The sequence below is a fragment of the Acinetobacter sp. V104_13 genome (assembly GCF_031798995.1).
Classification (GTDB): Bacteria; Pseudomonadota; Gammaproteobacteria; order Pseudomonadales; family Moraxellaceae; genus Acinetobacter; species Acinetobacter pittii.
In genome coordinates, this window is record NZ_JAVQNP010000027.1 from 864,787 (window position 1) to 891,564 (window position 26,778).

A 26,778-nucleotide genomic window follows, 5' to 3' on the forward strand; every position below is an offset into this window, starting at 1 on the left:
TCGCTTTTTAAATTACATCGCTACGGCTTTAGCACGAGCTGCATGCAATTTTTTATAGCTCTCGATCAGACGTAAATGGCGATCAAGTCCTTCTAGTTTCATGCTTGTTGGTGTTAAACCATAGAAACGAACGCTACCATCGACAGAACCTAATACTGCGTCCATTCGTGTGTCACCAAACATACGGCAGAAATTAGTCAGGTAGTCTTCAAGCTCTAGTTCTTCATCTAACATCACTTCAAGCACCACGTTCATGCACTGATAGAACAAGCCACGCTCAACGGTGTTGGTGTTATATTGCAAGTAAGTTTCGACAAGCTCTTTTGCCTCTTCAAATTGTTGTAAAGCAACATAAATTAGCAATTTCAATTCTAAGATAGTGAGTTGACCCCAAACTGTATTGTCATCAAATTCAATACCAATGAGTGTGGTGATTTCAGTGTAATCGTCTAACTCGCATTCCTCTAAGCGCTCAACCAATGCCTCAAGCTGCTCATCATCCAAACGATGGAGATTTAGAATATCTTCACGGAATGAAAGTGCCTTATTTGTATTGTCCCAAATCAAATCTTCAACAAGATAAATTTCTGAATAATCCGGTACTAAAATACGGCAAGCTGTCGCACCTAAGTGCTCGTATACTGCCATATATACTTCTTTGCCCATCTCTTCGAGAATACCGAACAATGTTGCAGCTTCTTCTGCATTCGACTCTTCGCCTTCGCCAGAAAAATCCCATTCAACAAAGTCATAGTCAGATTTAGAGCTAAAGAAGCGCCAAGATACCAAACCGCTTGAGTCAATAAAGTGCTCAACAAAGTTGTTCGGCTCAGTGACCGCATTACTTTGGAAAGTCGGTTGAGGCAAATCATTTAAGCCTTCAAAACTACGGCCTTGAAGTAATTCAGTCAGACTACGTTCTAACGCAACTTCAAAATTTGGATGCGCACCGAAAGATGCAAACACCCCACCCGTACGCGGGTTCATTAAAGTCACACACATTACTGGGAACTGACCACCTAGCGATGCATCTTTAACTAATACTGGGAAGCCTTGCTCTTCTAGACCTTTAATACCAGCAACAATACTTGGGTATTTTGCTAATACGTCTTCAGGAACATCTGGAAGTGCAATTTCACCTTCTAAAATTTCACGTTTTACAGCACGTTCAAAAATTTCTGACAAGCATTGAACTTGGGCTTCTGCCAAAGTGTTCCCAGCACTCATACCATTACTTAAGTACAAGTTTTCAATTAAATTTGATGGGAAATAGACAACTTCACCGTCAGACTGGCGCACAAAAGGTAACGAGCAAATACCGCGCTCTACATTACCTGAGTTGGTGTCATATAAATGTGTGCCAAGCAACTCATCATCTGGGTTATAAATCTCAAGACAATATTCATCTAAGATTTCTTTAGGTAATTCACCATTTGGACCCGGTTTAAACCATTTTTCATCTGGATAATGCACAAATTCAGCATTTGCAATATCTTCACCCCAGAACTGATCGTTATAGAAGAAGTTACAGTTTAAACGCTCAATAAACTCGCCTAATGCAGACGCTAAAGCACTTTCTTTAGTTGCACCTTTACCATTGGTAAAGCACATCGGAGACTGGGCATCACGAATATGTAACGACCATACATTTGGAACAATATTACGCCAAGATGCAATTTCGATCTTCATGCCCAAATTTGCCAAAATAGCAGACATATTGGCAATGGTTTCTTCTAATGGCAGGTCTTTACCTTGAATAAAAGTATGGCTTTCTGAAGTTAAGCTTGGCAATAACAATGCTTGCGCATCTGCATCGATGCTTTCAACTTCTTCAATAATAAATTCGGGACCAGTCTGAATCACTTTTTTAACAGTACAACGGTCAATCGAACGTAAAATACCTTGGCGATCTTTCTCTGAAATATCAGCTGGTAATTCAATTTGAATTTTAAAGGTTTGCTTATAACGGTTTTCAGGATCAACAATATTATTTTGCGATAAACGAATATTATCGGTTGGGATATCTCGAGCGGCACAATACACTTTTACAAAGTACGCTGCACACAATGCTGATGATGCTAAAAAGTAGTCAAATGGGCCCGGTGCCGAACCGTCACCCTTGTAGCGAATTGGTTGATCGGCAATTACCGTAAAGTCATCGAACTTAGCTTCCTGTCGAAGATTGTCGAGATAATTAACCTTGATTTCCATGCTGGCACCTAAATATTTTTATGTGTCAGCGCAGACACATAAAATTCTAAATATTGAAAAATAAGCCGAATCACAGCGAAGAAATTGACTTAAAAAAAGAGAGATTAAAGCCATGTGTTTAATGAGAGACTCAATTGGCTTTAATAAGATTGGCGGTATTATAGAGGGATTTTGTGCAGTTGATAACTAAAGTTAAAACATTGCTGCTCACAATGTTTTAACTTGTCTTGAATTTAGTTAAATATTGAACGTTAAAATTTAAAGGTGTAATCAACATTCAACCGCGTTTCATTGGTCGAATGAAATGTCATATTACTTGGCATATCGTTGCGGTAGTGAGAAAAACGAGCTCGCATACCTAAGCCTTTGAACTTACCTTCAGGAATTTTATAGCCCAAATCAAATTCCATCGACTCTTCTTTAAAACGCTGATCGCCATATTGCAACAAATCAATGTCTTCACCTTTTGCGTAGCGAGTCATAAAACGCAGTCCGTTTAATGAAACATCACCTACCCGCGCATTTTTAAAGTCATATTCATAACGAATCGAATAGACTTTTTCGTCTTTATTTGAATAGTCAGAGCTCATAAAATCAAGCACAACCGGACTTTCGGTTCCCGACAAAAATGGTAAACCAGTCGAGCCAAATGACTGCATGTAGCCCAAAGAAACTGTATGGTTTTGATAGTTCAAACCAAATAAGCCACTAATATGGCGGTTATCGACCTCTCCTATTTTTTTGCTTCCAGTTTCCTCACTATTAAAAAAACGCACGTCGCTTAAAAAATTAAGTTGATCATTTAAAGGTTGTTTGCCGTTAAAACCTAAAAATTGTTGCTGGTAAATGTCTTTGAGTTCAGCATGATAAGCACGCAAACGGTAATCCTTTAACTGATAACTTCCTCCCAACGTATAAAAAGAATCGGTGGTTGCCGCTTTGTCAAAACGATGGTTGATATTGTCTGTTCCAACATCGGTATAACGAATCGAATTACGTTGACGTACTTCATCGACATAAAAGCCTTCGAGTTGAAGATTTGGAATTTCATTTGAAACAAAACGGATACCACGGTAAGTCTGAGGGAACAAACGCGCTGGCGATGAAAAAATGGTCGGTAATTGTGGAACTAAGTCCCCCACAAAAAGTTCATTTTTCCTAAATTTAGCCTTTCCTGTAATGCCTATTTTTCCATAATAATCATCACGCGAGTTATCGGTATTCACTGGTAATAAGCCACTACGCGCATAGTCATCAGCACGGCTTCCCATCAGGTTAAAACCTGCCATTGCCAGTACATCAACACCAAACCCAACCGCACCTTCAGTATAACCAGACTGTCCTTTAAAAATTAAACCCTGCGCCCAATCTCTGGCTGCTGTATAGGGATATGGGTCTTTTTTATAGTCTCGGTCAAAGTAAAAATTACGTAGTGTCAGCTCAGCTTTACTGTCTGCAATAAACTCAGCATGCACAACCTGACTAAATAATGGGCACAAGCATACCCCCACCCACAATGGCGTCTTTTTCATTTTTTATCTCAACTATTTAATTTTTAATGGATTAAGGTGCTGTTTTAAGAGAGTAGTTTTGCTCTTTTTGACTGCGGTAAAAAGCACTACCCAAACTTAAAATCAGGAAAATAGCCAAAATAAACACCACACCGTAATAGGCATAAAGCGTTGCGGGTGCTATACCTTTATCCAGGAAGATGCCTGCAACCGTTGGCGATAAAATTGCCCCAATTCGTCCAAAACCAATTGCATAGCCCACGCCGCGACTACGAATTTCAGCATCATAAATTGTTGGAGAAATAGAATATAAACCTGCCACACAGCCATTAATGAGTGTGCCAAGTAATAACCCCACCATGAGTGCAATGCTGACTTGAGATGAGACAGCGACAAATAGGAAAACACATGCCGAGGTTAGTCCTAAAAACAGGCTTAAGGCATAGAAGATTTTCATACGTGATGCCAATAAACCAATGATGGCTGCCCCGAAAATCCCACCAATACTAATTAAAATACCGGTACTTACGCCTTGGTGTGGCGACATCCCCATTGAAATAAGAATTTTTGGTGTCCAGCTCATGACAAAGTAAAAGCCAAACATCACTAAAAAGAATGCAAACCACAAACAAAGTGTTTGAAATCCAAGTTGACCAGCAAATAATTTGCCCAGCTCACTGCCATTTTGCGTGCTGATTTTTTCATAACGCGGCATAACTGGTAATTCGTTAAGCCCCATACGATTTACAGTTGCATTAATTCGTTCTAGTGCCTGTTTTGGTCGTTTCGCGAGTAAGTAATCTAAAGATTCAGGTAATAACCATGCGCTGATCAGCAACATTGCAATAGTAGTAATGCCGCCTGCTAAAAAGATTGAGCGCCAACCTAAATGCTCAATCAATGCCAGTGATAGTACCCCGCCAAGTGTCGCACCAATTCCGTAACCGGTAGACATTAAGCTCACAGCAAGACTGCGCCAACGTGCATTGGCATATTCACTTGCCAAGACATTACTACTCGCAAGGATGCCACCCACCCCAATTCCTGTAATAAATCGAAGTGCTGCCAACATGCCATGGCTTTGTACAAAAGCACAGCCCAGCATGCTAAGACCTGCAATTACAAGACAAACTAAGATGAGTAAACGGCGGCCAATTTTATCGGCTAAAGGTGCAAGAAAAATGGAACCGGCAGCCATGCCGAAAAGGCCAGCACTTAACAACAAGCCAATTTGTGCGCCTGAAAGTGACCACTCTGCTGACACGGATGGAGCAGTAAATGCCATTACCATCACGTCAAAGCCATCAATAATATTGAGACAAATACAGATCAAAATAACGAACCATTGATAGCGGCTCATATTGTTTTGATTGATCTCACTTAGAACGTCTCTTTCCATTTGTGTATCTCCCTTGGATAAGACATACACACGACATTGCTAGATGAGCGATTGGGTGGTTATGCATATCCGTATCCATAATGACCTAGAGGAATATTTGTTTTTTGAGCATCCTGCTCTTTTTCTATACTGAATATTTGGATCCAAAAAATCAACTAAAATTATAAACGGATTATTAAAAAGTATATAAACACATAAATTATATAAGTATAAAATTATTAAAAACATAAAATTAGAATGCTTGAATATTTTTATGGATCCATATTAAAAAATCTATTATGATCGATTCCAGAGCATTTTTTAGCCAAAAAAAGCTCAGTTTATTTCCAGGAAATGCAAGATGCATTTTTAAAACATCAAAGGATTGTTGTTATGAAACTCAAAAGAGTAAGCCAGCTTACATTGGGACTTTTTTTTGCCAGCCAATTGTTTTACACGGCGCAAGCAGCACCTCCAAAAAATCAACAACCACCTAACATCATGATTATTTTGGCCGATGATCTTGGCTTTTCAGATATTGGCGCTTATGGTGGCGAAATTAAAACCCCTCATATTGATAGCCTATTAAAACAAGGAAAAATGCTTTTTAATTTTCATGCTTCATCAATGTGTTCACCTACTCGTGCACAACTTATGACAGGTGCAGATAATCACTTGGTGGGTTTAGGTGCCATGTATGAAACTTCAAAACGACAAGAAAAATTGGTTGGCGCCGATAGTCCGCGTGCACTACTCAAAATTGATGGCTATTCAGGTCACTTAACTCAAAATGCGTATACACTCGCAGAGATTTTAAAGACTAAAGATTATTACACTTTCATGGTCGGTAAATGGCACTTAGGCTATGCTCCCGACCAAAACCCTAAAGCTCGTGGTTTTGATCAATCTTTTGCTCTACTCGATGGCTTCGATTTACACTTTAAAGACCAACCTAAGAACTATCCGCGCAACACCCAATACACTGAAAATGGTCAAAAGACCACTTTGCCTGACAACTACTACTCGACCGACTTTTTTACACAAAAAGCGTTTGAGTACTTAGACAAAAATAAAGCGCAAAAACCATTTTTTGCCTATCTAGCCTATACCGCTCCACACTGGCCCCTACAAGCACCTGCTCATTATAGAGACTTATACAAAGGTAAATACGATCAAGGCTACGATGCGATTCGTAAACAGCGCTTTGAAAGACAAAAGAAATTAGGATTAATTCCTGCAAATGCAGAATACCCAGTCGAGCGTGGCAACCAAGCTTTAGGCACAAAAAGCTGGAATGAACTCACCCCACAAGAGCGCAAATACGAAGCGCGTAAAATGGAAGTTTATGCGGGCATGGTTACCCAGTTAGACGACCGTGTGGGTGATGTCATTCAATATCTTAAAAAGCATCATTTATATGACAATACTTTGATTGTGTTTATGTCAGATAACGGTGCTGAAGGTGGTGATCATAATTTCCCAATGGGTGATGCCGACAATCGCTATGAAAATATAGGCAACGCCAGCTCATATGTTTATATGGGACCACGCTGGGCCGAAGTGAGCAGCACACCATTTACCCACTGGAAGTCAGCTGCTTCAGAAGGCGGAGTACGAGTCCCATTTATTGTTAAATCACCTGTTCAGATTTCTAAACAACATGGAATTAACAATAACTTTGCGACAGTCAGAGATATATTCCCAACTGTGATGGAGCTAGCTGGTATTCAAAATAATCAGGTTTATCCAACTTCAAGCACCAAAATTAAACCATCTGGTTTTAGTCTGATCCCTGCTTTTAAAGACAATACAGCCCGTATTCGACCTGTTAATTATTATGACTTTAAAGAATTGCATGGCAGCCGCTACGCCAAAACTGACCAATGGAAACTTATTGAAAACTCACCTTCTAAATTTAAGAGCCATGGCTGGGAGCTCTACAATTTAAAAACAGATTTTAATGAGCAACATAATGTTTATGCAGAACATCCTGAGATCGTCAAAGTCTTAAATGATAAATATTTAAGATATGCCGATGAAAATGGTGTTGTGGATTTTGAGCAATACAACAAAAAGTAGAGAAAACCAGATGAAACAGATCATGATGCTTTCATCGTTTCTCTTACTTTGTGCGTGCCAAAAAACCACACCTCAACTAGAACAGACCACCTTGCCCGACCTAGGCACTAAAGCTAAATGTACTTCTTATTCAGGCCTTCCTTCGGGATGGCCTAACAATAAAGAAGCAGGCATGGTCAAGCTTCCGCAAGGAAAAATTGTTTTAGGCACCACACAAGGTTATGAAGATGAACGCCCATTAAACTTACAGGCAACCTCAGTTCCCGCTTTTTTAATTGATGCGACTGAAGTCACCAATGCTCAATTTCAAGAGTTTGTTAAACAAACGGGTTATGTCACCGATGCAGAGAAGCAAGGCGGCGCAGCTATGTTTGTACAACCTGATCATCCAGTTGAAGAATTACAGTGGTGGAAATTTGAAAAAGGGGCCAATTGGAAACATCCATGGGGCTTAAATAACCCTAAACAATCCGCGCCTCACGAGCCTGTTCGTATGGTGACATGGAATGATGCCTACGCTTATGCGAACTGGCTAGGTCATGACTTACCGACTGAGCTTGAGTGGGAATATGCAGCCAAAGGTTTTCAGCAAAACTCCGATATTGGCCCGACCCACGAAGGCCATATTGTAGCCAACTTCTGGCAAGGTGAATTTCCATACAAAAATGTTCAGGAAGATGGTTTTAAGGATGTTGCCCCTGTTGGTTGTTTTAGTAAAAACCCATTTGGTTTATATGACTTGATTGGCAATGTATGGGAATGGACGCAAACACCCTATACAGGTCCAAGAGATCATCATATGGGAGATCCATCGAAATATCGGCAAAGTCACGAACAGATTTTGCAATACACGATTAAAGGTGGGTCTTATTTATGTGCAACCAACTATTGCGCGCGTTATCGTGCTGCCGCGAGGCATCCACAAGAACTCGACCTTGCCACCAGCCATGTCGGATTTAGAACAGTAAAACGCTTTTAAACGGATTTAAAAATGAAGCATATTTTTATTTATGGGATTTTCTTCTCAGGGACAACCCTTGCCTGCTGTTTAGCTCATAGTGCAGTCGATGTTAATTTTCAAAATACACTCACACTAAAAACATTCAACTTCGACAGACAATATGAAAATGGTACTAGTCCCGATACTCATAGCTTGAGCCAAGGTCTGATTTATCGTGGTGACTGGTCAACCAAGCTTAATGATGTACAGCTCCACCTCAATCCAAGCATTCAATATGCTTATCGCCTAAGTAGCGACCAACACACCAATGATATGGCCATACCCTTTGACCCTAACACTAAAAAACAAGCACAAGATCAAGTTAAATATGGCTTAGGTGCTGGAGTTGAATATCAAAAATTTCGGATAAATATAGGGGAAATTATTCCCGACTCACCACTTACGCCACAAGTGGATACACATCAATTACGAGTTAACTATAAAGGCTTGGAATTAAAATATAAGACACCACAACAAAATTTCGAGCTGGGTTTGATTAACCGTTATTCACCAAAAAATGAGGAGGACTATCACAAACTCGCCATATCAAAACATGAATCTGACGGACTCTATTTCTTTCAATGGGATGGCAAAACACCTAGATATCATTGGAAATTTTACAATGGTTACTTAACAGATCTCATCAATCAAAGTTACTTTGCTTTTGATTACCAATGGACAAAGCAGCACACCACAAAATTACGTGTGTTTCGCCACGACGATGTTGGCAAATCAAAGCTTGGTGAATATGATAATACATCTGTAGGCGCTATGCATTTCATCAAACATGGCAACTTTACAACTGGAATTGGCTACCAAGAAAACTTTGGCAAAGATGGAATTCCAAAACTCGACAATATGCCCATCCCCCATATGATGAACTGGACCTTAGGCGCGTTTACCAAAGCAGATGAAAAGTCTTATCATTTCGTTGCCTCGTATGACTTTAAAGACTATATCAAGGGTTTAAAAATCACCTATAAATACATTTATGGCGATTCATTTCAGACCATAAACCAAAATAATTTTGAGCAAGAAAGTGACGTGTTGATTCAATACGACCTAAATGCTTGGGTTAAAAATCTTAAGTTTCTTTTCTTAAATATAAATTACGACACCAAACACGGCAACAGTCTGGATGAACAGCGCATGATGCTTCACTACACGGTTAATTTCTAAATCTCTACACTCCCATAATGGCTTAACTGAAGTCATTATGGATCCAAATAAAAACTAATAAAAATTTCACTCTAAAATTCCAAAGAATAGCAAAAGTCCTTAATAATATTTAAAAATATACAAATTAACCAACTTTAAAGAACAATACTTTTGAATAAATATACTGCTTATCAATTGACCAATATTTTTATTTGTTATAAATTGGATCCAATAAGTGATAAGGAGTCGTCACAATGTTTATTAAAAATGCTTGGTATGTTGCCTGCCGCCCAGAAGAAATCCAAGACAAACCACTAGGTCGCACTATTTGTGGTGAAAAAATTGTTTTTTATCGTGGTAAAGAAAACCAAGTTGCAGCCGTTGAAGATTTTTGTCCCCATCGCGGTGCCCCACTTTCACTTGGCTATGTCGAAGATGGCAACCTTGTATGTGGTTATCATGGACTAGTTATGGGTTGTGACGGAAAGACGGTTTCAATGCCATCCCAACGTGTAAACGGTTTCCCTTGCAACAAATCATATGCAGTTGTCGAAAAGTTCGGTTTTATTTGGATATGGCCAGGCGAGAAAGCTTTAGCAGATGAAGCAAAACTGCCAACTTTAGAATGGGCAGATCATCCTGAATGGAGCTATGGCGGAGGCCTGTTTCACATTCAGTGTGACTATCGCTTGATGGTCGATAATCTGATGGATTTAACACACGAAACCTATGTTCACTCCAGCAGTATTGGACAAAAAGAAATTGATGAAGCCCTGCCAGTCACTAAAGTTGACGGTGATCATGTGATTACCGAACGCTATATGGAAAATGTGATCGCACCTCCATTTTGGCAAATGGCCCTTCGCGGTAATCACTTGGCAGACGTTGTACCAGTTGACCGTTGGCAACGTTGTCACTTCTTTGCGCCAAGTAATGTTCATATTGAAGTGGGTGTAGCGCATGCCGGACATGGTGGTTATCACGCACCAAGTGACAAAAAAGTTTCCTCAATTGTGGTTGATTTTATTACACCAGAAACTGAAACCTCTCACTGGTATTTCTGGGGAATGGCACGTAACTTCCAGCCAGACAATACTGAACTCACCGATCAAATTCGTGAAGGTCAAGGCAAAATCTTTACTGAAGATTTAGAAATGCTGGAGCAACAACAACAAAATATTTTAAACAACCCACATCGCAAGTTACTAATGCTCAACATCGACGCAGGCGGTGTCCAGTCCCGTAAGGTCATTGACCGACTACTTGCCGAAGAAAATAAAACACCTCCTGAAACGTCCGCACAGAAGTTTCCAAACATTCGGATTATTTAAAGGAGCATGAACATGGACGTTATCATTCAAAAAATTCACCAGCTTACCCCGACCATTCGTGCGTTTGAATTGGTTGCAGCAAATGGTACAGAGCTACCGAGTTTTGAAGCAGGTGCGCATATTGATGTGCACCTAAAAAACGGCCTCACCCGTCAATATTCACTTTCAAACTGCTGCACTGAAAAGCATCGTTATGTGATTGGCGTTTTACATGATGCCAATTCACGCGGTGGCTCACGTTGCATCCACACTGAATATCGTGAAGGCGATCATTTAAAAATTGGTGAGCCGCGTAATTTATTTGAAATTCATCCTCAAACCAAACAAGCGGTTTTATTTGCGGGTGGTATCGGTATTACCCCTATTTTGTCGATGGCATATCGGCTTAAGTCGGCCAATATTCCTTTTGAATTACATTACTTCGTTCGTAGTCATGAAATGATTGCCTTCTATGGCAATTTAACCGAGCACTTTGGTAAGCAAGTTCATTTTCACATTCAAGACCAACCAGACACCGAATGTAATATAGCAGAAGCTTTGGGCCAATCTTCACCTGATAAACACTTATATGTATGTGGACCTACAGGGTTTATGCAGTTTGTCATGAGCTCGGCCGAACAAGCGGGTTGGCATAGCGAACAGTTACATCAAGAGCATTTTGTTGCTCAAAAGGTAGATACGTCCAACGATGAAGCTTTCACCATTGAAGTGAAAGGTACGGGCCGCCGAATTGAAGTATTACCAGAGCAGACAGCAACAGAAGCATTAATTGCAAATGGTTTTGATATTCCTGTTTCGTGTGAACAAGGTATTTGTGGTACGTGCATTACACGCGTTGTAGAAGGCACTCCAGATCATCGAGATATGTTTATGACCGATGAGGAACATGCACTAAATAACCAGTTTACGCCCTGCTGTTCTCGTGCAAAAACTAAAAATCTTGTGATTGAGCTTTAATATTCAAGTTCCTTTATTCGAAAATAAAGGAACTTCTTTCACCTTAAGCGCTGAGAACATTTCTTAGCGTTTCACCCAAAATCACCACACTACTGTGCTCACGCATTAAAGTTTCAGCACGCCCTGCCTGACGATGTACCAATGCATCGAAAATCGAACAATGCTGTAAATGCGCATAGTGCAAACGACGATATTCAGACAAAGCTTGATTCTGGTCATAGGTAATGGCTTGAGCAGACGCCATCGGCAATTGATTGTTTTTCGCTAAGGCTTGGATGAGTGCGACGTTTTGCGCGCCTTCAATAATCGTGTCATGAAAAATGACGTTGAAATGGTGATAACGTTCCAGTTCAGCATCACCAAACTCGTCTGTTTCATTAAATAGTTTTTCAGTTTCTTGAATGCAATGTTGCAGCGTCTTTTTCTGCTCTTCGCTTAAGCCTTGTTCTGCCAAAGTTTTCGCAGCCAACCCTTCCAACACACCGCGTACTTCGAGCGCATCATGAACAAGTTGCTCTGAAATTTCACGAACCGTGTAACCACGAGTTGGGTTTTTAATGAGGAGGCCTTCTTGCTCGAGCAACCGAAAGGCAATACGAACAGGCTGCCTTGAAACACCAAGTAACTCGGCAGTCGGAATTTCGGCAATTCTGGCACCGCCTTCAAGTTCCCCTGAAATAATCATTTTTCTTAGTTTAAGTAAAACTTGTTGTCCTGAAGACATTCGCTGCCACACATCACCAAAAACGTCACTTCGATGCTAGCAAGTTCATTTGTAAAATGAAATAAATTTTCTGTGTGAATCAGTGCTTAAGCATGTGTACTACGTTTAATAAATTAAATCGCAAACTACATTCAATCAAAGATTTTTAAGATTATTGACCATAATATCGAGATTATTACGGATTAAATAAGCCAGGTTAATATCAATGCCTTCAAGCATTTTTTCTTCAACTTTTAAAACCACTTCATTGCATTTGTTTAACTTTTCAATACCGCTTTCAGTCAGCGTAATTAAAATACGGCGGCCATGTGTTGGGTCCGGTTTTTTCTCAATCCAGCCATTCACCAGTAAATCTTGCAAAATTTTGTTGGCTGATTGCGGCTTAATGAAAGAGCGCTCAGCAAGCTTGGCATTGGATAAATTACTTTTTGAAGCTAAAACAGAAAGTGCAGTAAATTGCGGCAAGGTAATTTCAAGCTCTTTTAAATGTTCTGTTAAATGTTTACTAATAATTCGGTCAACACGAGCAATCATATAACTTAACTTAGGCTCATCTTCTACTTTTTTTGGAACTAAATTCGAACGTACCATAACCTTTCAATCATCATAAGAAAATCTGTAGTGAAAGTATGAGGTTCTAACCCCCATACTTTCGTTAAAACTTAGCGAGCACCTGAGCTTTGTACTAAATGTACAGGCTGTTTAGGTTTTTTGACAAGAAGTAATGCAGAGATCGCTGCAATTAAAATCACTGGAATGCTTGAACCAATCACGATGGTCGAGCTTTGTCCAAGTGAGAGTAAAAAGCCAGCCATTAAAGGCCCAGCAAAAGAACCTATACGGCCAATTGCAACTGCTGAACCTACACCAGTTCCCCGCATTTCAGTTGGATAATACATTGCTGCCAGACCATACAAAGCGGATTGTCCACCTACAATAAATAAGCCACAGCCCACTGCCGAAAGTGCAAGTAAAGCAACGGTCGGAGAAATTGCTAAACAACAAAGCGAAAATAAAATGCCGAGATAAATCAGCTTAATCACAAAGCTCATGCGTAATTTATCAAGCAATACGCCCATGAGGATTGAACCTAAAATTCCGCCAACGTTGTAGCCCATCTGTACATAGTTTGCCTGTAGTTTTGATAGGCCTTGCGCACCCATCAGCAACGGTAACCAGTTCAACAAGAAATACAGTACGACTAGCGTACAGAAAAAACTGACCCAAAGCTGAATGGTTGACATACGACGTTCTTTGGCAAATAAAACTTCCAAGAATGGTGTCGTTTTTTGCGCTTGAACTTTACGTTGCAGGTAATCATTTGACTCAGGTAAAAAGCGCATAATCAGTGGAATGAGTAAAATAGGTGCAATCCCACCAATATAGAAAATATGACGCCACTCTGCATCGCCTGCCAACGACATCGCAACCACAGAAGTGAGTAATCCGCCAAAAGGAATGCCGCTATACATAATACTCACTGCGGTGCCTTTGTGCTGGTCAGGTACAGCTTCAGAGGCAAGTGTAATCATCATCGGAAGTGCTCCACCCATTCCTAAACCTGTACAAAAACGAATGAGTAATAGCAAACTGAAGTTAGCAGCATAAGCCGTTAGCAAAGACATAATTCCAAAAAGTAAAATACTAAAAATCAGAATTTTCTTACGCCCGACAATATCAGCAAACCGACCGCCTAATATTGCACCTGGTAACGTCCCTAAAATTGCAGCACTAAACGCCCACGCCATCTGGGCATTGTCTAACATGAACTCAGCCCGCATGCGTGGAGCGGCTACCCCCATTGATTGAAGATCAAACCCTTCAAAAATTGCTATGGCAAAGCACAGTAGCAACGTGATTTTTGCCCTTGAAGGCTGTCCTGATATTTTTTCCATTGTGTTGTCCTTTATTGACTAGTCGTTCCATTTAGCCCTTTGTGTATTGTTGTTTAAACACACCAGAAATATCAGTTAAACTTACTAAAAAATCAACATATTTTTATATTAAATTAATTTAAAAAATAATTAACATTTAAAATACAATGAATTAAAAAATATTTATGAAATTTTATGAAAAAGACTTGAATGTAAGTTTAACTGATATTAGATTAAATCCCAGAACAGCAAAAAATCATTCAAGGAGCATGAAGATGAGTTATGAAAACCGCTGGGAAACAGTAGATGTCAAAGTTGAAGATGGAATTGCATGGGTAACACTAAACCGCCCAGAAAAGAAAAATGCCATGAGCCCAACACTCAATCGTGAAATGATTGATGTGCTCGAAACTCTTGAGCTTGATCAAGATGCGCGTGTTTTAGTTTTGACTGGTGCTGGTGACTCTTGGACAGCGGGTATGGATTTGAAGGAATATTTCCGTGAAGTCGACACTCAGCCTGAAATTTTCCAAGAACGTATTCGCCGTGACTCTTGTCGCTGGCAGTGGCAACTTCTTCGTATGTATTCAAAACCAACTATTGCTATGGTCAACGGCTGGTGTTTTGGAGGCGGTTTCTCACCTTTAGTGGCTTGTGACCTCGCAATTGCAGCAGATGAAGCAACTTTCGGTTTATCTGAAATTAACTGGGGAATCCCGCCAGGTAACCTTGTAAGCAAAGCAATGGCAGATACCGTAGGTCACCGTGCATCTTTGTACTACATCATGACGGGTAAAACCTTTAGTGGTAAAGAAGCTGAAACCATGGGCCTTGTGAACAAAAGCGTACCGCTTGCCCAATTAAAAGCAGAAGTGACTGAACTTGCAAATTGCTTACTTGAGAAAAACCCTGTGGTTCTTCGTACCGCTAAAAATGGATTTAAGCGTTGCCGCGAACTGACATGGGACCAAAACGAAGACTACTTATATGCCAAACTTGATCAATGTATCCACCGCGATACAGAAAATGGCCGCCAAGAAGGTTTGAAACAATTCTTAGATGAAAAATCAATTAAACCGGGTTTACAGAGTTATAAACGTACTGGTTAACTTTTGATACTTTAATGGCAATGTAAGGACGCAACCCATGCAAAATGTACAGTTACTTATTCACGGTCGATCTGTTGATGCATCAAATCAGGCAACTTTTGAGCGTATTAGCCCAATTGATGGATCAGTAGCCAGTAAAGCTGCTGCCGCAACACTGGAAGATGTTGACCGTGCAATCGAATCGGCACAACAAGCTTTTAAAGTATGGTCGAAACTCTCGCCTACCGAACGTCGCTTACGTTTATTAAAAGCAGCCGATTTAATGGACCAAAAAACCGAGCAATTCATTGAAACTGGAATGCAAGAAACAGGTTCAACTGCAACATGGTATGGGTTTAACGTTCACCTTGCTGCCAACATGTTACGTGAAGCAGCAGCAATGACCACACAAATTGATGGAAGCCTGATTCCGTCAGATGTGCCGGGCAATCTTGCAATGGGTGTACGGGTTCCTTGCGGTGTCATTGTTGGTATTGCGCCTTGGAACGCCCCTGTGATTTTGGCAACACGTGCGCTTGCTATGCCTTTGGCTTGTGGCAACACCGTTGTATTAAAAGCATCTGAAGCTTGTCCAGCAACACATCGTCTCATTGGTGAAGTGTTACATGAAGCGGGGCTTGGTGAAGGTGTGGTCAATGTGATTACGCATGCCGCCGAAGATGCCCCACAAATCGTGGAGCGTTTAGTTTCTCATCCAGCAGTGAAGCGTATTAATTTTACGGGTTCAACCAAAGTCGGAAAAATTATTGCCGAGACTGCTGCCAAATATTTAAAACCAGTTTTACTCGAACTCGGTGGCAAAGCCCCTGTTTTGGTTTTAAATGAAGCTGATATTAATGAAGCCGTAAATGCAGTCGCTTTTGGAGCGTTCTTTAATCAGGGTCAAATCTGTATGTCAACCGAACGTGTTTTGGTTCAAGACAATATTGCCGATCAGTTTATTGAAAAACTGATTGAAAAAACCCGCTCTATTCAGGCAGGTAATCCAACCTCAAAAGACAATGTGCTGGGTGTTTTAGAAAGTCGCCGCGCTGCAAGCCGTATTCAGCATTTGTTGGAAGATGCCCAAAACAAAGGGGCTGACTTACCTTTAGGCATTCATATTGAAGACACCACCATGCAACCGACGCTGGTGCTCAATATTAAACCTGACATGCTGCTTTACCGTGAAGAATCATTTGGACCTGTATGCACAGTTCAACGTTTTTCAAGCATTGAAGAAGGCGTAGCACTGGCAAATGACAGCGAGTTCGGTCTTTCTTCGGCAGTGTTTAGCCAAAATATTTCACAGGCATTAGAAGTCGCTCAACAGATTGATTCGGGTATTTGTCATATTAACGGCGCAACCGTACATGACGAAGCACAAATGCCATTTGGCGGAACAAAATCGAGTGGTTACGGACGTTTTGGTAGTAAAGTCTCTGTTGCCGAATTTACCGAACTACGCTGGATTACCATTCAAACCCAATCACGTCATTACCCGATTTAGTCAGGCTAATGCGGACAACAACATATTAAATAAAAATTGCATGATGCAAAAAAATAAAGCGCAGTGATGCGCTTTCCATGGAGTGAAAGAAATGCAAATGAATGCCACTCAATCACAAGACCGCGAACGGTTCGTAAAATTAGGGCAACATGATATTCATTATCACCACAAAGATGACACGCTCTATATCAGCCCAAAAGAGCAATTAAAACCGTATCCACAAAAACTGACAGATCGGTTAATTCATTTTGCACAAACCAAACCCGACCATATTTTTGCAGCAAAACGCAATGCTCAAGGCGAATGGGTCAAACTGAGTTATGCAGAAGTTTTACAACGTGCATGGCACATTGCTCAAGCTTTGCATGACCGTAATTTAAGCCAAGAAAGACCTCTGGTCATTTTAAGTGGCAATGATCTCGAACATTTAACACTCTCTATGGGTGCCATGCTGGCGGGTGTGCCTTTCTCGGCTATTTCCCCTGCCTACTCTCTGATTTCTCAAGACTTTGGCAAACTCAAACATGTGTTTGAAGTGCTCACACCTGGTATGGTTTATGCCAGCGATGGACAAGCTTTTGCCAAAGCGATTCAGGCATGTATTACGCCTGATATTGAAGTGGTGACCAATAAAGGCATTGTGGGCGATCAGATCTGCACATCTTTTCAATCGCTTTTAGATACGCCTGTTTCAAATGTCCAAGAGTTTTATCAAACCCTTGATGAAAACCAAATTGCCAAGTTCTTATTTACGTCAGGTTCAACCAAACTCCCTAAAGCTGTGCCGACCACGCATTTAATGTTGTGTGTTAATCAGCAAATGTTATTACAAACTTTCCCTGAGTTTGAAGAAACGCCGCCTGTCCTACTCGACTGGCTGTCTTGGCACCACACATTTGGCGGCAGTCACAATGTCGGCATCGCACTCTATAACGGCGGTACGATTTACATTGATGATGGCAAACCCGTTGCAGGAAAATTTGACGAAACTATTCGTAATCTCAAAGAAATTTCTCCAACCGTTTATTTAAATGTGCCAAAAGGTTGGGAAGAACTTACCGACGCTTTAGAAAAAGATGAAGAATTAAGAGACCGCTTTTTTGCCAAAGTTAAAATTCTATTCTTTGCAGGTGCAGCGCTTTCAGAAGCGGGCTGGAACAGACTCGATAAAATTGCTCAGCAACATTGCGGAGAAAAAATTCGCATAATGAGTGGATTGGGCATGACTGAAACTGCTCCCTCTTGTGCTTTTACCACTGGCCCACGTGTGATGGCTGGTTTTATTGGATACCCTGCTCCGGGATGCGAAATTAAGCTAGTGCCATGTGGCGACAAACTAGAGTTTTGTGTTCGTGGCAAGCATGTCATGAAAGGCTATTGGCGTCTTAAGGCAGACCAGCAAAGCACTGTGTTTGACGATGAAGGCTTTTTCCATACGGGTGATGCTGTGCGTTTAGTCGACATCAATGATCCAACTAAAGGTCTGATGTACGACGGACGAATTGCCGAAGACTTTAAACTCAATACGGGTACTTTTGTGAATGTGGGCACACTACGCAACAAAGTACTGATTCAAGGTAATTTACTGGTTCAAGATGTTTGTATTACTGGTTCAAACCTGAATGCTGTGGGTTTTCTGATTTTTCCAAAATTAGAAGCGTGTGCTCAATATGCAGGTCTTAAGCTTGGTGAACATTCTGCAACAGAGATATTACAGCATCCTAAAGTCCAACAATGGTTCCGCCAATTTTTAACCACCTTTAATAAAGATGCGACTGGCAGTTCAAATACAGTCTCAATGCTTTATTTAATGACCGAGCCACCTCAACTCGATGCAGGCGAAGTGACTGATAAAGGCAATCTCAATCAAAGCAGTATTACTAAACGTCGTGCAGCTTTAATTGATGAGCTTTATCAAAAGCAGACTGATAACCCACTGATTATTCGGGTGCCCACCTTAAAACAATAAGCAATTGAAATAAAAAAGGAAGCTCAAATTTCGGTTTGAGCTACAGCCTCACTTTTGCCTAAAAAAGGTTCAACATGCCACACGATACAGAATTTGAACTATTTCGGGACAGCTATCGCAGGTTCTTAAAAGAACAGGTTGCCCCGTATTATGAACAGTGGGAACACGATGGCCTTATCCCACGTGATCTATGGCTTCGTCTTGGGGAGAATGGTTTTTTGTGCGTCGATGTGCCTGAGGAATATGGCGGCTATGGCGCTCCTGTGCACTACTCACTCATGTTGGTTCAAGAAACTGCTCAAGCTGGCTTTGCATCTTTAGCTGTCGCCATTGGCGGGCAAAATGAATTGGTTTCTCCTTACCTGCAAAATATCGGAACTGAAGAGCAAAAACGCTATTGGTTACCGAAAATGGTGACAGGTGAAGTCGTCACTGCAATTGCCATGACCGAAGCAAATGCAGGTTCAGACTTACAGGCTATACGCACTCAAGCCATTTTAGAAAATGACCACTATCGTGTGAATGGTTCAAAAACGTTTATTTCAAATGGATTACATGCCGACCTGATTGTTTTGGTGGCAAAAACTGACCCTCAAGCTAAAGCAAAAGGCATTTCAATATTATTAGTTGATGCTGCTTTAGACGGCGTTAAAAAAGGTCGCTCTTTACAAAAAATCGGGCTGCATGCCCAAGATACAGCCGAACTATTTTTTGATGATGTTTGTGTGCCGGCAACTCAGCGTTTGGGGGAAGAAGGACAAGGCTTTGCTTATTTAATGCAAGAGTTACCTCGCGAACGTTTGAGTATTTCCATGATGGCTTTGGGGTCAATTTTAGGCGCCATCGAACTGACCCAAGACTATGTATTAGAGCGTAAAGCTTTCGGACAACCTTTAAGTCAAATGCAAAACACGCGGTTTGTACTCGCAAACGCGCAAATTAAAGCAAAAGCCGCTCAAGCTTTTGTAGACCAATGTGCAGCGCTGTATCAACAACACCAGTTAAGCGTCACTCAAGTTGCCGCACTGAAATGCTTTATCACCGATGTCCAATGTGAAGTGATTGATCAATTACTTCAGCTTTTTGGTGGTTACGGTTACATGCAGGAATACCCAATCTCGCGTTTTTTTGTGGATGCAAGGGTACAAAAAATTTATGGGGGAACCAATGAAATTATGAAAGAAATCGTGGCCCGAGAACTGCTCGGAAAATAATTCGATTTAAAAACCAAACAAGGCAGACACAACAACTATGCCTTGTTGAAAACAAGAAATGATATTTCAGGAAGAAATGCTATGTCGAAATTATGGATGTACTCTACCCTTATGCTCTCAGGTTCAGTGTGGGCTGGCAATTTTATTGACAACAGTTCAGTAGAACTCACCACGCGAAATTTCTATTTTGACCGCGACTATCAAGAGCAATCTGCTTACCCTGCTGCCAAGGACTGGACACAAGGGTTTATTCTTAAAGCCAATTCAGGTTATACCGAAGGGACTGTCGGTTTTGGGCTGGATGTGCTTGCAACGGCGGGTTTTAAACTTGATGCCGATGCAGAGCATGGAGGTACAGGTAACTTACCTAGAGACACGCGCACCAATGAACCTGCTGACTCTTATGGCGAAATTGGGGTCACAGCAAAAGCGAAAATGAGTCAGACCGAGTTACGCATTGGTACGCTCATGCCAATGAACCCTGTTTTAGTGGCTTCACCTGCTCGTTTGCTTCCTCAAACCTATCGAGGAATTTCACTGACCAGTAAAGATATTAAAGATTTTGATTTACAGGCAGCCTATCTTGATAAAGTAAATCATCGGGATTCGACCAACTATGAAAAAATTAAAATTTCTGGGGTGAATGGACGATTTAAAAGTGCCGAAACTGATGGACTCTATTATTTAGGTGGAAACTATCAGTTTAATCCTGCACTCAAACTCACCGCTTTTTACATGGATGTTGATGACCTTTATAACCAAACCATGGTCGGCACACTACATCAACACAAAATTAATGACACCACCAACTTTAGTTCACAATTACGATACTACCGCAGCCGCGATGATGGACAAGCAAAAGCAGGTTTAGTCGATAATGACCTTTATCATGCGCATTTCGAACTTAAACATCAAAACCATAAATTTATTTTTGGCACCTTCCAACATCATGGCGACACCGCTTTTCCGTATTTGACCGGAGGTGAAACTGGTCTACTCATTGATACATGGCCGGGCGAGTTTTTAAACCCAAAAGAAAAAGCCTATAGCTTCCGTTATGAATATGACTTTAAAGATTATGTTCCGGGTTTACGGTTTATGACCCGTTACACCACAGGTCACAATATTTATGCACCCAACTTAGGTGGAACCAATCTAAAAGAACGCGAAACAGACTTTGATTTAGGCTACACCGTTCAAAGTGGCTGGTTAAAAAATCTAGGGCTACGCGCGCGCTACGCCATTTATGACAACAACATGCTCTCTACAGCCAACATCAAACCTGTAAACGAAACCCGTATCAACATCGACTACACATGGAAATTTAAATAATTAAAACCAGAGGTTCTGTCACACATAGAACCTCTTTTTATTTCGGGAAATTCATCATGAAGAAAGTTGTAACACTACTCTGCGGAATTTGTCTCATTGCCCTGTCTCATGCCGAAACGCAATATAACCCACCACCCATTCAGCTTGAGCCTTTAGCAAAATTTAGTGTTGATCTAAATGCACCTGTTTGGGAATTAGGCACGACCAGTGATGCTGGTAAACGCCGAATTATTCCCATTACAGGTGGGACATTCGAAGGCAAATCCTTTAAGGGCCGCATTTTAAATAATGGCGCAGATTGGCAAATTGTCGACAGTAAAGGGCTAGCCATTATTGATACGCGATATCTATTAGAAACCAATGATGGTGCGCTTATTTACCTTCAAACCAAAGGTTACCGACATGGCTCGGCAGAAACACTAAAACAGCTTGCCCAAGGCAAAGATGTCGACCCGAAAAATTACTATTTCAAAATTACCATGCAGTTTGAAACCAGCTCACCTCAATATTCATGGCTTAACCAGACCGTTGCGGTAGGTAGTGCAATGCGTTTGGGCAAAGCGGTTATTTATGATGCCTATACGCTGAAATAATAATTTTTATAACACTTACAAAAAGGATGGAGCCTTCATTATGAATCAAAAAACTTTAGAACACTTACCACCCATCCATCACCATTTAGGTGGACACAATATCCATTGGAATGAACAAAACACTGAACTCACCATCCACTACACGGCGCTAGAAAGCTTTACCAATCCACGCGGCACCGTTGAAGGTGGCATGATCTGCGCCATGCTTGACGACGTGATGGGACTTTTTGCATATCTGGCCAATAACCATAAACCCGCTACCACCATCAACTTAACAATGGATTTTTTAAGGCCCTGTGCTGTGGGTGAAGTCATTACAAAATGCCGATTCATTAAACAAGGCAAAACTGTACTAAATCTCGAAAGTGAAGCTTGGCAAAACAACAAAATGATTGCACGAAGCACAGCTAATTTTCTGGTTTTAGATTAATTGCGACCATTCATTCAATAAGGATATGAATAAATGAATTACACCAACAATAAACGAATTTTGACCCACTCCGCTTTAGTACTTGCCATGCTTGGTTCTTTGGCAGGCTGTGGAAGTGATAGTGATGACACAACGATTCCCTCAACAACCAAACCACCGCAGTTATCTCCTGCTGTTGGCGTAAAAATGACAGGAAGCTGTTCAGACTTACTCGGATTTCAGTACAACAATACCGTTATTAGCTCAGCTACCCTTCAAGAAGCAGGTACATTGACTGTCGCCAACAAACCGATTGGCGCACATTGTTTGGTCAAAGGTTATATGGATCAACGGGTAAGCCCTGTCGATGGACAAACTTATCAAATTGGTTTTGAAATGCGCTTACCAATAGACTGGAACGGCCGTTTCCTCTATCAAGGTAATGGCGGAACCGATGGTAATTTAGTTCCTGCAACAGGTCAGGTCGGCAGCGGTGGCCCACTCACCAATGCCCTGCATGATGGTTTTGCTGTTATTTCCTCCGATGCCGGACATAACGCTTCACAAAATCCAATGTTTGGTTTAGACCCTCAAGCCAGAATTAACTACGGCTATGGTGCAATTACCAAACTCACGCCTATGGCAAAAAACCTAATTAAAGCCGCATATGGAAAATTACCAGATCGCTCCTATGCAGGCGGCACATCGAACGGTGGCCGTCATGCCATGGTTGCCGCAACTCGTTTGGGCGACCAATATGACGGAATTCTAGCGAGTACACCAGGTTTTCACCTACCTCGTGCAGCCGCAGCTCAACTCTACACAGCACAACAGCTTCGTCGTGTCGCAACAGATGAAAATGACCTAAGTACTGCTCTAACTCTTCCAGAGCGCAAAGTATTAGCAAAAGCTATTTTAGATCGATGCGATGCCTTAGACGGTGTTGCAGATGGGCTGGTTCAAGATGTCGAAGCTTGCCGTACAGCTTTTGATATTCATAAGCATGTACCCGTTTGCTCAAGCACAAGAGATGGGACTTGTTTAAGCACCGAACAAATTGATGTATTAGCCAACATTTACCGTGGTCCTGTAAACTCTGCTGGACAAGCCCTCTATGCAACCCAACCTTTCGACCCCGGTTTAGTCGGTAGTAACTGGGCAAGCTGGAAATTTGAATCTTCTGTGGGAACAGCACGTGACCCCGTTGCAGTTGGAATTCTTTTTCAGGTTCCACCAGACCCAACTGTGACTCAAAATTCTAGACAATTTGCCTTTAATTTTAACTTCGATACCGACTATCCAAAACTCTCGGCAACCAATGATGTTTATACTGAAAGTTCGATGTCTTTCATGATGCCACCTGATGAACTTAATCTAGATAAACTCCGTAATCACGGTGGAAAAATGATTGTGGTACAAGGCACAGCAGATGGCGTTTTCTCTGTAGATGACACCCAAAATTGGTACGATCAACTGCTACAACACTATAAAAATGATGCGAAAGGTACAGCGCCTGAATTTGCGCGTTTCTTTAGAGTTCCGGGTATGAACCATACCCGTGATGGTATTGCGACCGACCAGTTTGATGCATTGACTGCTTTAGTTAACTGGGTGGAATATGGACAAGCACCTGACAAAATCATTGCAACCGCACGCGGCGCAGGTAACCCAAGTGGTCAAATCAATACTGAGCTTCCACAAGACTGGGCGCCAGACCGCACCCGTCCACTTTGCCCTTACCCACTGATCGCCCGTTACAATGGTCAAGGTGATAGCGAAAAAGCTGAAAACTTTAGCTGTAAATAACATCCAATAAGATAAAAAGAGAGCTTACTTAAGCTCTCTTTTTATCTTACTCTGCCCAATCTTAGCTCAAGCTCACTGCTTAAACTTTTTAATACTTTTAGACAAATGAGCTCGCATCATTTGTCGGGCCAATAAACCATCCTGATCGACAATTGCGTTATAAATATTGACATGATCATGGTGAACCGCTTTTAAATATTCTTCGCGGTTTTCAGGACTTTGCTCAATAGATTTTAAACGTGCACGTGGAATAATTTTTTCGCCAAGATACTTTAGAAAATCAACGAAATATTGGTTTTCAGAAGCTTCAGCAATGGCAATATGGAAATCATAGTCAGCTTTTACCGTACCATCATTGGCATCTGATGAAATATGACGCTCAAAGTCTTGAAGCGCAGCTTTCATTTTATCAATATGGATTTGCTTACGGCGCTCAGATGCTAAAAAGACAGCTTCCGACTCAAGACTAATCCTAAGCTCAAGTAAAGAAACAATATCGTTAATGGTTTCTAAACTGGCATTAGACAGCAAAAAATTTTGCTCAACTGTCTGTTCTTTTACAAAAGTACCAATCCCGTGACGAGTCTCGACAAACCCTAATGAACGCAACTCAGTAATTGCTTCGCGAATAACAGAACGGCTTACTTCAAAAGTTTCAATTAATTCAAGTTCGGTCGGAATTTTCTCTCCGACTTGGAAGTCTCCAGACTGAATTTTTTCGATCAGTTGTTCTACAATAATCTGGCTTAGTTTTTTTGTTGATCTAGGTTTAATTGCACTAGACATAATTTGAAGAACTCATGAAATGTTGAAAAAATTAGAAAATTCATTTTACTATAAACTTAGACGATAGTCATATTCGGTTTTTATACCTCTAAGTTATTAAAATCAAAATATTTTATCTCTCTTATCAAACCCTCACACATATTTAAAAAGTAAGCAACTTATGCTTCTGATGATATTTAATAATACGTTGAATAAGTTAAAAAATATGCAGCCCAATAGCTTTAATTGAGCTGCACAACTTTTAAATTTGAGCCTGAGTTAACTGTCCATTGACCAGACGAGTAATCTGTAGTGGATTACTATCTTTTAATACATCGGGTAATAAAACTTGTGGCGTATTTTGGAAACATACCGGACGCAAGAAGCGCTCAATTGCTCCCGTACCTACCGAAGTTCCGCGTGCATCACTTGTTGCAGGGAAAGGCCCACCATGCACCATCGCATCAGACACTTCAACCCCTGTTGGGAAACCATTAAACAATACACGGCCAGCTTTACGGGTTAACAAATCAAGAAGCTCGCCTGCCTTAGACAACTCGTTTTCATCACCAATAATGGTTGCTGTAAGCTGTCCACCTAAAGCTTCAATCCCCTTCAACAGAGTGGCTTCATCTTCGACTGCAATCACAATCGACATTGGCCCGAAAACTTCATGTTGAAGCTTCGGATTGCCTGACAATAAAACAGATTGGTCCGCTTTAAACAGATGTGCTTTTGCTTGAGAAACTAGCTCGGCCTCTTGTCCTGTCGCAATAACTTCAAAACCAGCTTCATTTATTAATGCATCAATACCAGTTCGATAGCTTTTTAAAGTACCTTCATTCAACATAACCTGAGGCACAGCTTTTTGCGTGCTTTCAACTAAAGCCGTAATAAAGCGATCAAACTCGGGGCCTTTTACACCTAAAATTAGACCTGGCTTTGTACAGAACTGACCACATCCCATATTGAATGAGGCAACCGTATCCTGAGCAATTTGTTCACCACGTGAATGAAGTGCTTCAGGTAAAACCACCACAGGGTTCACACTCGACATTTCAGCAAAGAAAGGAATTGGCTGAGGACGGCTCTGCGCAAGGTTATAAAGTGCCATTCCGCCTTCAAGAGAACCCGTAAAACCAGCTGCCTGAATCAGTGGATGTTCTACCAAGTTTGCGCCAATACGGCCACCAAAAATCATATTGAATGTGCCTTTAGGCATATCGCAAACTTCAATTGCTTTTTCAATGGCTTCTGCAACAAGCTCAGCAGTTGCCATATGGCCAGAGTGTGCTTTAAAGACAACCGGACACCCTGCTGCTAAAGCAGCTACGGTATCACCGCCTGCAGTTGAAAATGCAAGTGGGAAATTACTCGCGCCAAACACGGCAACTGGCCCTACCCCAACTTTATACTGACGTAGATCGACACGCGGTAAAGGCTTACGTTCTGGCAATGCCACATCAATACGGGCACCATAAAAATCGCCGCGGCGTAAAAGTTCAGCAAATAGTCTTAGCTGGCCAGTAACCCGCCCTGTCTCCCCTTGAAGACGAGCAAGTGGCAAACCTGTTTCAAGTGAAGCAACCTCTTGCAAGTTCGCACCCAATGCTTCAATTTGGCGAGCAATTTCTTCAAGAAAAGATGCACGTTGTTCTTGAGTCGTTTGGCTATAAACTAAAAAAGCGTTATGCGCAGCTTGAGCAGCCTGATCTACTTCTTCAAGTGTTGCCTGACTAAATACATAACCTGTTGGCTGATAGTCTTTTGCAGCTATACTTTCTAAAGCTGGTGCATTTGCAGCAACGCGTTCGCCATTAATAAACTGCCGACCGTTATTTTTACTCATTTTAAAGCTCCAATACCTAA

At 41.2% G+C, this 26,778-nt stretch carries 21 protein-coding genes; 13 read left to right on the forward strand and 8 right to left on the reverse strand.

Annotation, left to right across the window (positions count from 1 at the left end; translation table 11 throughout):
- Window positions 1–12: 12 nt before the first annotated feature.
- The 3 genes from RMB06_RS16920 to RMB06_RS16930 all read right to left on the reverse strand — a co-directional run bounded on the left by RMB06_RS16920 (window position 13) and on the right by RMB06_RS16930 (window position 5,121).
- A complete protein-coding gene (locus RMB06_RS16920) occupies window positions 13–2,211 on the reverse strand; it encodes an OsmC domain/YcaO domain-containing protein (RefSeq protein ID WP_311080457.1) in 2,199 nt (732 codons plus the stop codon).
- Between the two features lie 251 nt (window positions 2,212–2,462).
- The gene (locus RMB06_RS16925; protein WP_311080459.1) at window positions 2,463–3,743 is read right to left on the reverse strand and encodes an OprD family outer membrane porin; all 1,281 of its coding nucleotides are present in this window, start codon (window positions 3,741–3,743) and stop codon (window positions 2,463–2,465) included.
- Window positions 3,744–3,774: 31 nt separating this feature from the next.
- On the reverse strand, window positions 3,775–5,121 hold the full coding sequence (locus tag RMB06_RS16930; protein WP_311080461.1) for an MFS transporter: 1,347 nt from the start codon (window positions 5,119–5,121) through the stop codon (window positions 3,775–3,777).
- 372 nt (window positions 5,122–5,493) lie between these two features.
- Here RMB06_RS16930 and RMB06_RS16935 point away from each other — a divergent pair, with 372 nt between their 5' ends.
- The 5 genes from RMB06_RS16935 (at window position 5,494) to RMB06_RS16955 (ending at window position 11,625) form a co-directional block, all read left to right on the forward strand.
- Window positions 5,494–7,179 carry an arylsulfatase gene (locus tag RMB06_RS16935; protein ID WP_311080463.1) on the forward strand — a complete coding sequence of 562 codons (1,686 nt, stop codon included), beginning with the start codon at window positions 5,494–5,496 and terminating at the stop codon, window positions 7,177–7,179.
- Window positions 7,180–7,204: 25 nt separating this feature from the next.
- Window positions 7,205–8,158 carry a formylglycine-generating enzyme family protein gene (locus RMB06_RS16940; protein ID WP_199997127.1) on the forward strand — a complete coding sequence of 318 codons (954 nt, stop codon included), beginning with the start codon at window positions 7,205–7,207 and terminating at the stop codon, window positions 8,156–8,158.
- A gap of 12 nt (window positions 8,159–8,170) precedes the next feature.
- Window positions 8,171–9,358: an OprD family outer membrane porin gene (locus RMB06_RS16945; RefSeq protein WP_311080465.1), complete on the forward strand. Its 1,188-nt coding sequence runs from the start codon at window positions 8,171–8,173 to the stop codon at window positions 9,356–9,358.
- Between the two features lie 233 nt (window positions 9,359–9,591).
- Window positions 9,592–10,668: an aromatic ring-hydroxylating dioxygenase subunit alpha gene (locus tag RMB06_RS16950; protein ID WP_311080466.1), complete on the forward strand. Its 1,077-nt coding sequence runs from the start codon at window positions 9,592–9,594 to the stop codon at window positions 10,666–10,668.
- Window positions 10,669–10,680: 12 nt separating this feature from the next.
- On the forward strand, window positions 10,681–11,625 hold the full coding sequence (locus RMB06_RS16955; RefSeq protein WP_262451695.1) for a PDR/VanB family oxidoreductase: 945 nt from the start codon (window positions 10,681–10,683) through the stop codon (window positions 11,623–11,625).
- A gap of 43 nt (window positions 11,626–11,668) precedes the next feature.
- Here the strand turns inward: RMB06_RS16955 and RMB06_RS16960 are convergent, their stop codons facing one another.
- The 3 genes from RMB06_RS16960 to mhpT form a co-directional block, all read right to left on the reverse strand.
- On the reverse strand, window positions 11,669–12,361 hold the full coding sequence (locus RMB06_RS16960) for a GntR family transcriptional regulator (protein WP_005802836.1): 693 nt from the start codon (window positions 12,359–12,361) through the stop codon (window positions 11,669–11,671).
- 123 nt (window positions 12,362–12,484) lie between these two features.
- Entirely contained in the window at window positions 12,485–12,940 is a 456-nt protein-coding gene (locus RMB06_RS16965; RefSeq protein ID WP_032025797.1) for a MarR family winged helix-turn-helix transcriptional regulator, read from the reverse strand.
- 71 nt (window positions 12,941–13,011) lie between these two features.
- Window positions 13,012–14,244, reverse strand: a complete 1,233-nt coding sequence (gene mhpT, locus RMB06_RS16970; RefSeq protein ID WP_017400394.1) for a 3-(3-hydroxy-phenyl)propionate transporter MhpT — start codon at window positions 14,242–14,244, stop codon at window positions 13,012–13,014.
- Between the two features lie 248 nt (window positions 14,245–14,492).
- Here mhpT and RMB06_RS16975 point away from each other — a divergent pair, with 248 nt between their 5' ends.
- The 8 genes from RMB06_RS16975 to RMB06_RS17010 all read left to right on the forward strand — a co-directional run bounded on the left by RMB06_RS16975 (window position 14,493) and on the right by RMB06_RS17010 (window position 24,144).
- Window positions 14,493–15,332 carry a p-hydroxycinnamoyl CoA hydratase/lyase gene (locus tag RMB06_RS16975; RefSeq protein WP_169538806.1) on the forward strand — a complete coding sequence of 280 codons (840 nt, stop codon included), beginning with the start codon at window positions 14,493–14,495 and terminating at the stop codon, window positions 15,330–15,332.
- Window positions 15,333–15,369: 37 nt separating this feature from the next.
- Window positions 15,370–16,821, forward strand: coding sequence for an aldehyde dehydrogenase (locus RMB06_RS16980; RefSeq protein WP_311080470.1), 1,452 nt, complete (start codon window positions 15,370–15,372; stop codon window positions 16,819–16,821).
- 82 nt (window positions 16,822–16,903) lie between these two features.
- On the forward strand, window positions 16,904–18,790 hold the full coding sequence (locus RMB06_RS16985; RefSeq protein WP_311080472.1) for a feruloyl-CoA synthase: 1,887 nt from the start codon (window positions 16,904–16,906) through the stop codon (window positions 18,788–18,790).
- A gap of 74 nt (window positions 18,791–18,864) precedes the next feature.
- Window positions 18,865–20,004: an acyl-CoA dehydrogenase family protein gene (locus RMB06_RS16990; protein ID WP_063098398.1), complete on the forward strand. Its 1,140-nt coding sequence runs from the start codon at window positions 18,865–18,867 to the stop codon at window positions 20,002–20,004.
- 81 nt (window positions 20,005–20,085) lie between these two features.
- Window positions 20,086–21,336, forward strand: a complete 1,251-nt coding sequence (locus tag RMB06_RS16995; protein WP_311080476.1) for an OprD family porin — start codon at window positions 20,086–20,088, stop codon at window positions 21,334–21,336.
- A gap of 56 nt (window positions 21,337–21,392) precedes the next feature.
- Window positions 21,393–21,929 carry a DUF3237 domain-containing protein gene (locus RMB06_RS17000; protein WP_202732790.1) on the forward strand — a complete coding sequence of 179 codons (537 nt, stop codon included), beginning with the start codon at window positions 21,393–21,395 and terminating at the stop codon, window positions 21,927–21,929.
- Window positions 21,930–21,969: 40 nt separating this feature from the next.
- Window positions 21,970–22,359 carry a PaaI family thioesterase gene (locus RMB06_RS17005; protein WP_063098395.1) on the forward strand — a complete coding sequence of 130 codons (390 nt, stop codon included), beginning with the start codon at window positions 21,970–21,972 and terminating at the stop codon, window positions 22,357–22,359.
- A gap of 33 nt (window positions 22,360–22,392) precedes the next feature.
- Window positions 22,393–24,144 carry a tannase/feruloyl esterase family alpha/beta hydrolase gene (locus tag RMB06_RS17010; protein WP_311080480.1) on the forward strand — a complete coding sequence of 584 codons (1,752 nt, stop codon included), beginning with the start codon at window positions 22,393–22,395 and terminating at the stop codon, window positions 24,142–24,144.
- Window positions 24,145–24,216: 72 nt separating this feature from the next.
- Here the strand turns inward: RMB06_RS17010 and RMB06_RS17015 are convergent, their stop codons facing one another.
- Together RMB06_RS17015 and RMB06_RS17020 are read right to left on the reverse strand one after the other, a co-directional pair.
- Window positions 24,217–24,930 (reverse strand): FadR/GntR family transcriptional regulator, encoded by a 714-nt coding sequence (locus tag RMB06_RS17015; RefSeq protein WP_014206150.1) that lies wholly within the window; start codon window positions 24,928–24,930, stop codon window positions 24,217–24,219.
- Between the two features lie 241 nt (window positions 24,931–25,171).
- The gene (locus RMB06_RS17020; RefSeq protein ID WP_002120529.1) at window positions 25,172–26,758 is read right to left on the reverse strand and encodes an aldehyde dehydrogenase (NADP(+)); all 1,587 of its coding nucleotides are present in this window, start codon (window positions 26,756–26,758) and stop codon (window positions 25,172–25,174) included.
- Window positions 26,759–26,778 lie beyond the last annotated feature (20 nt).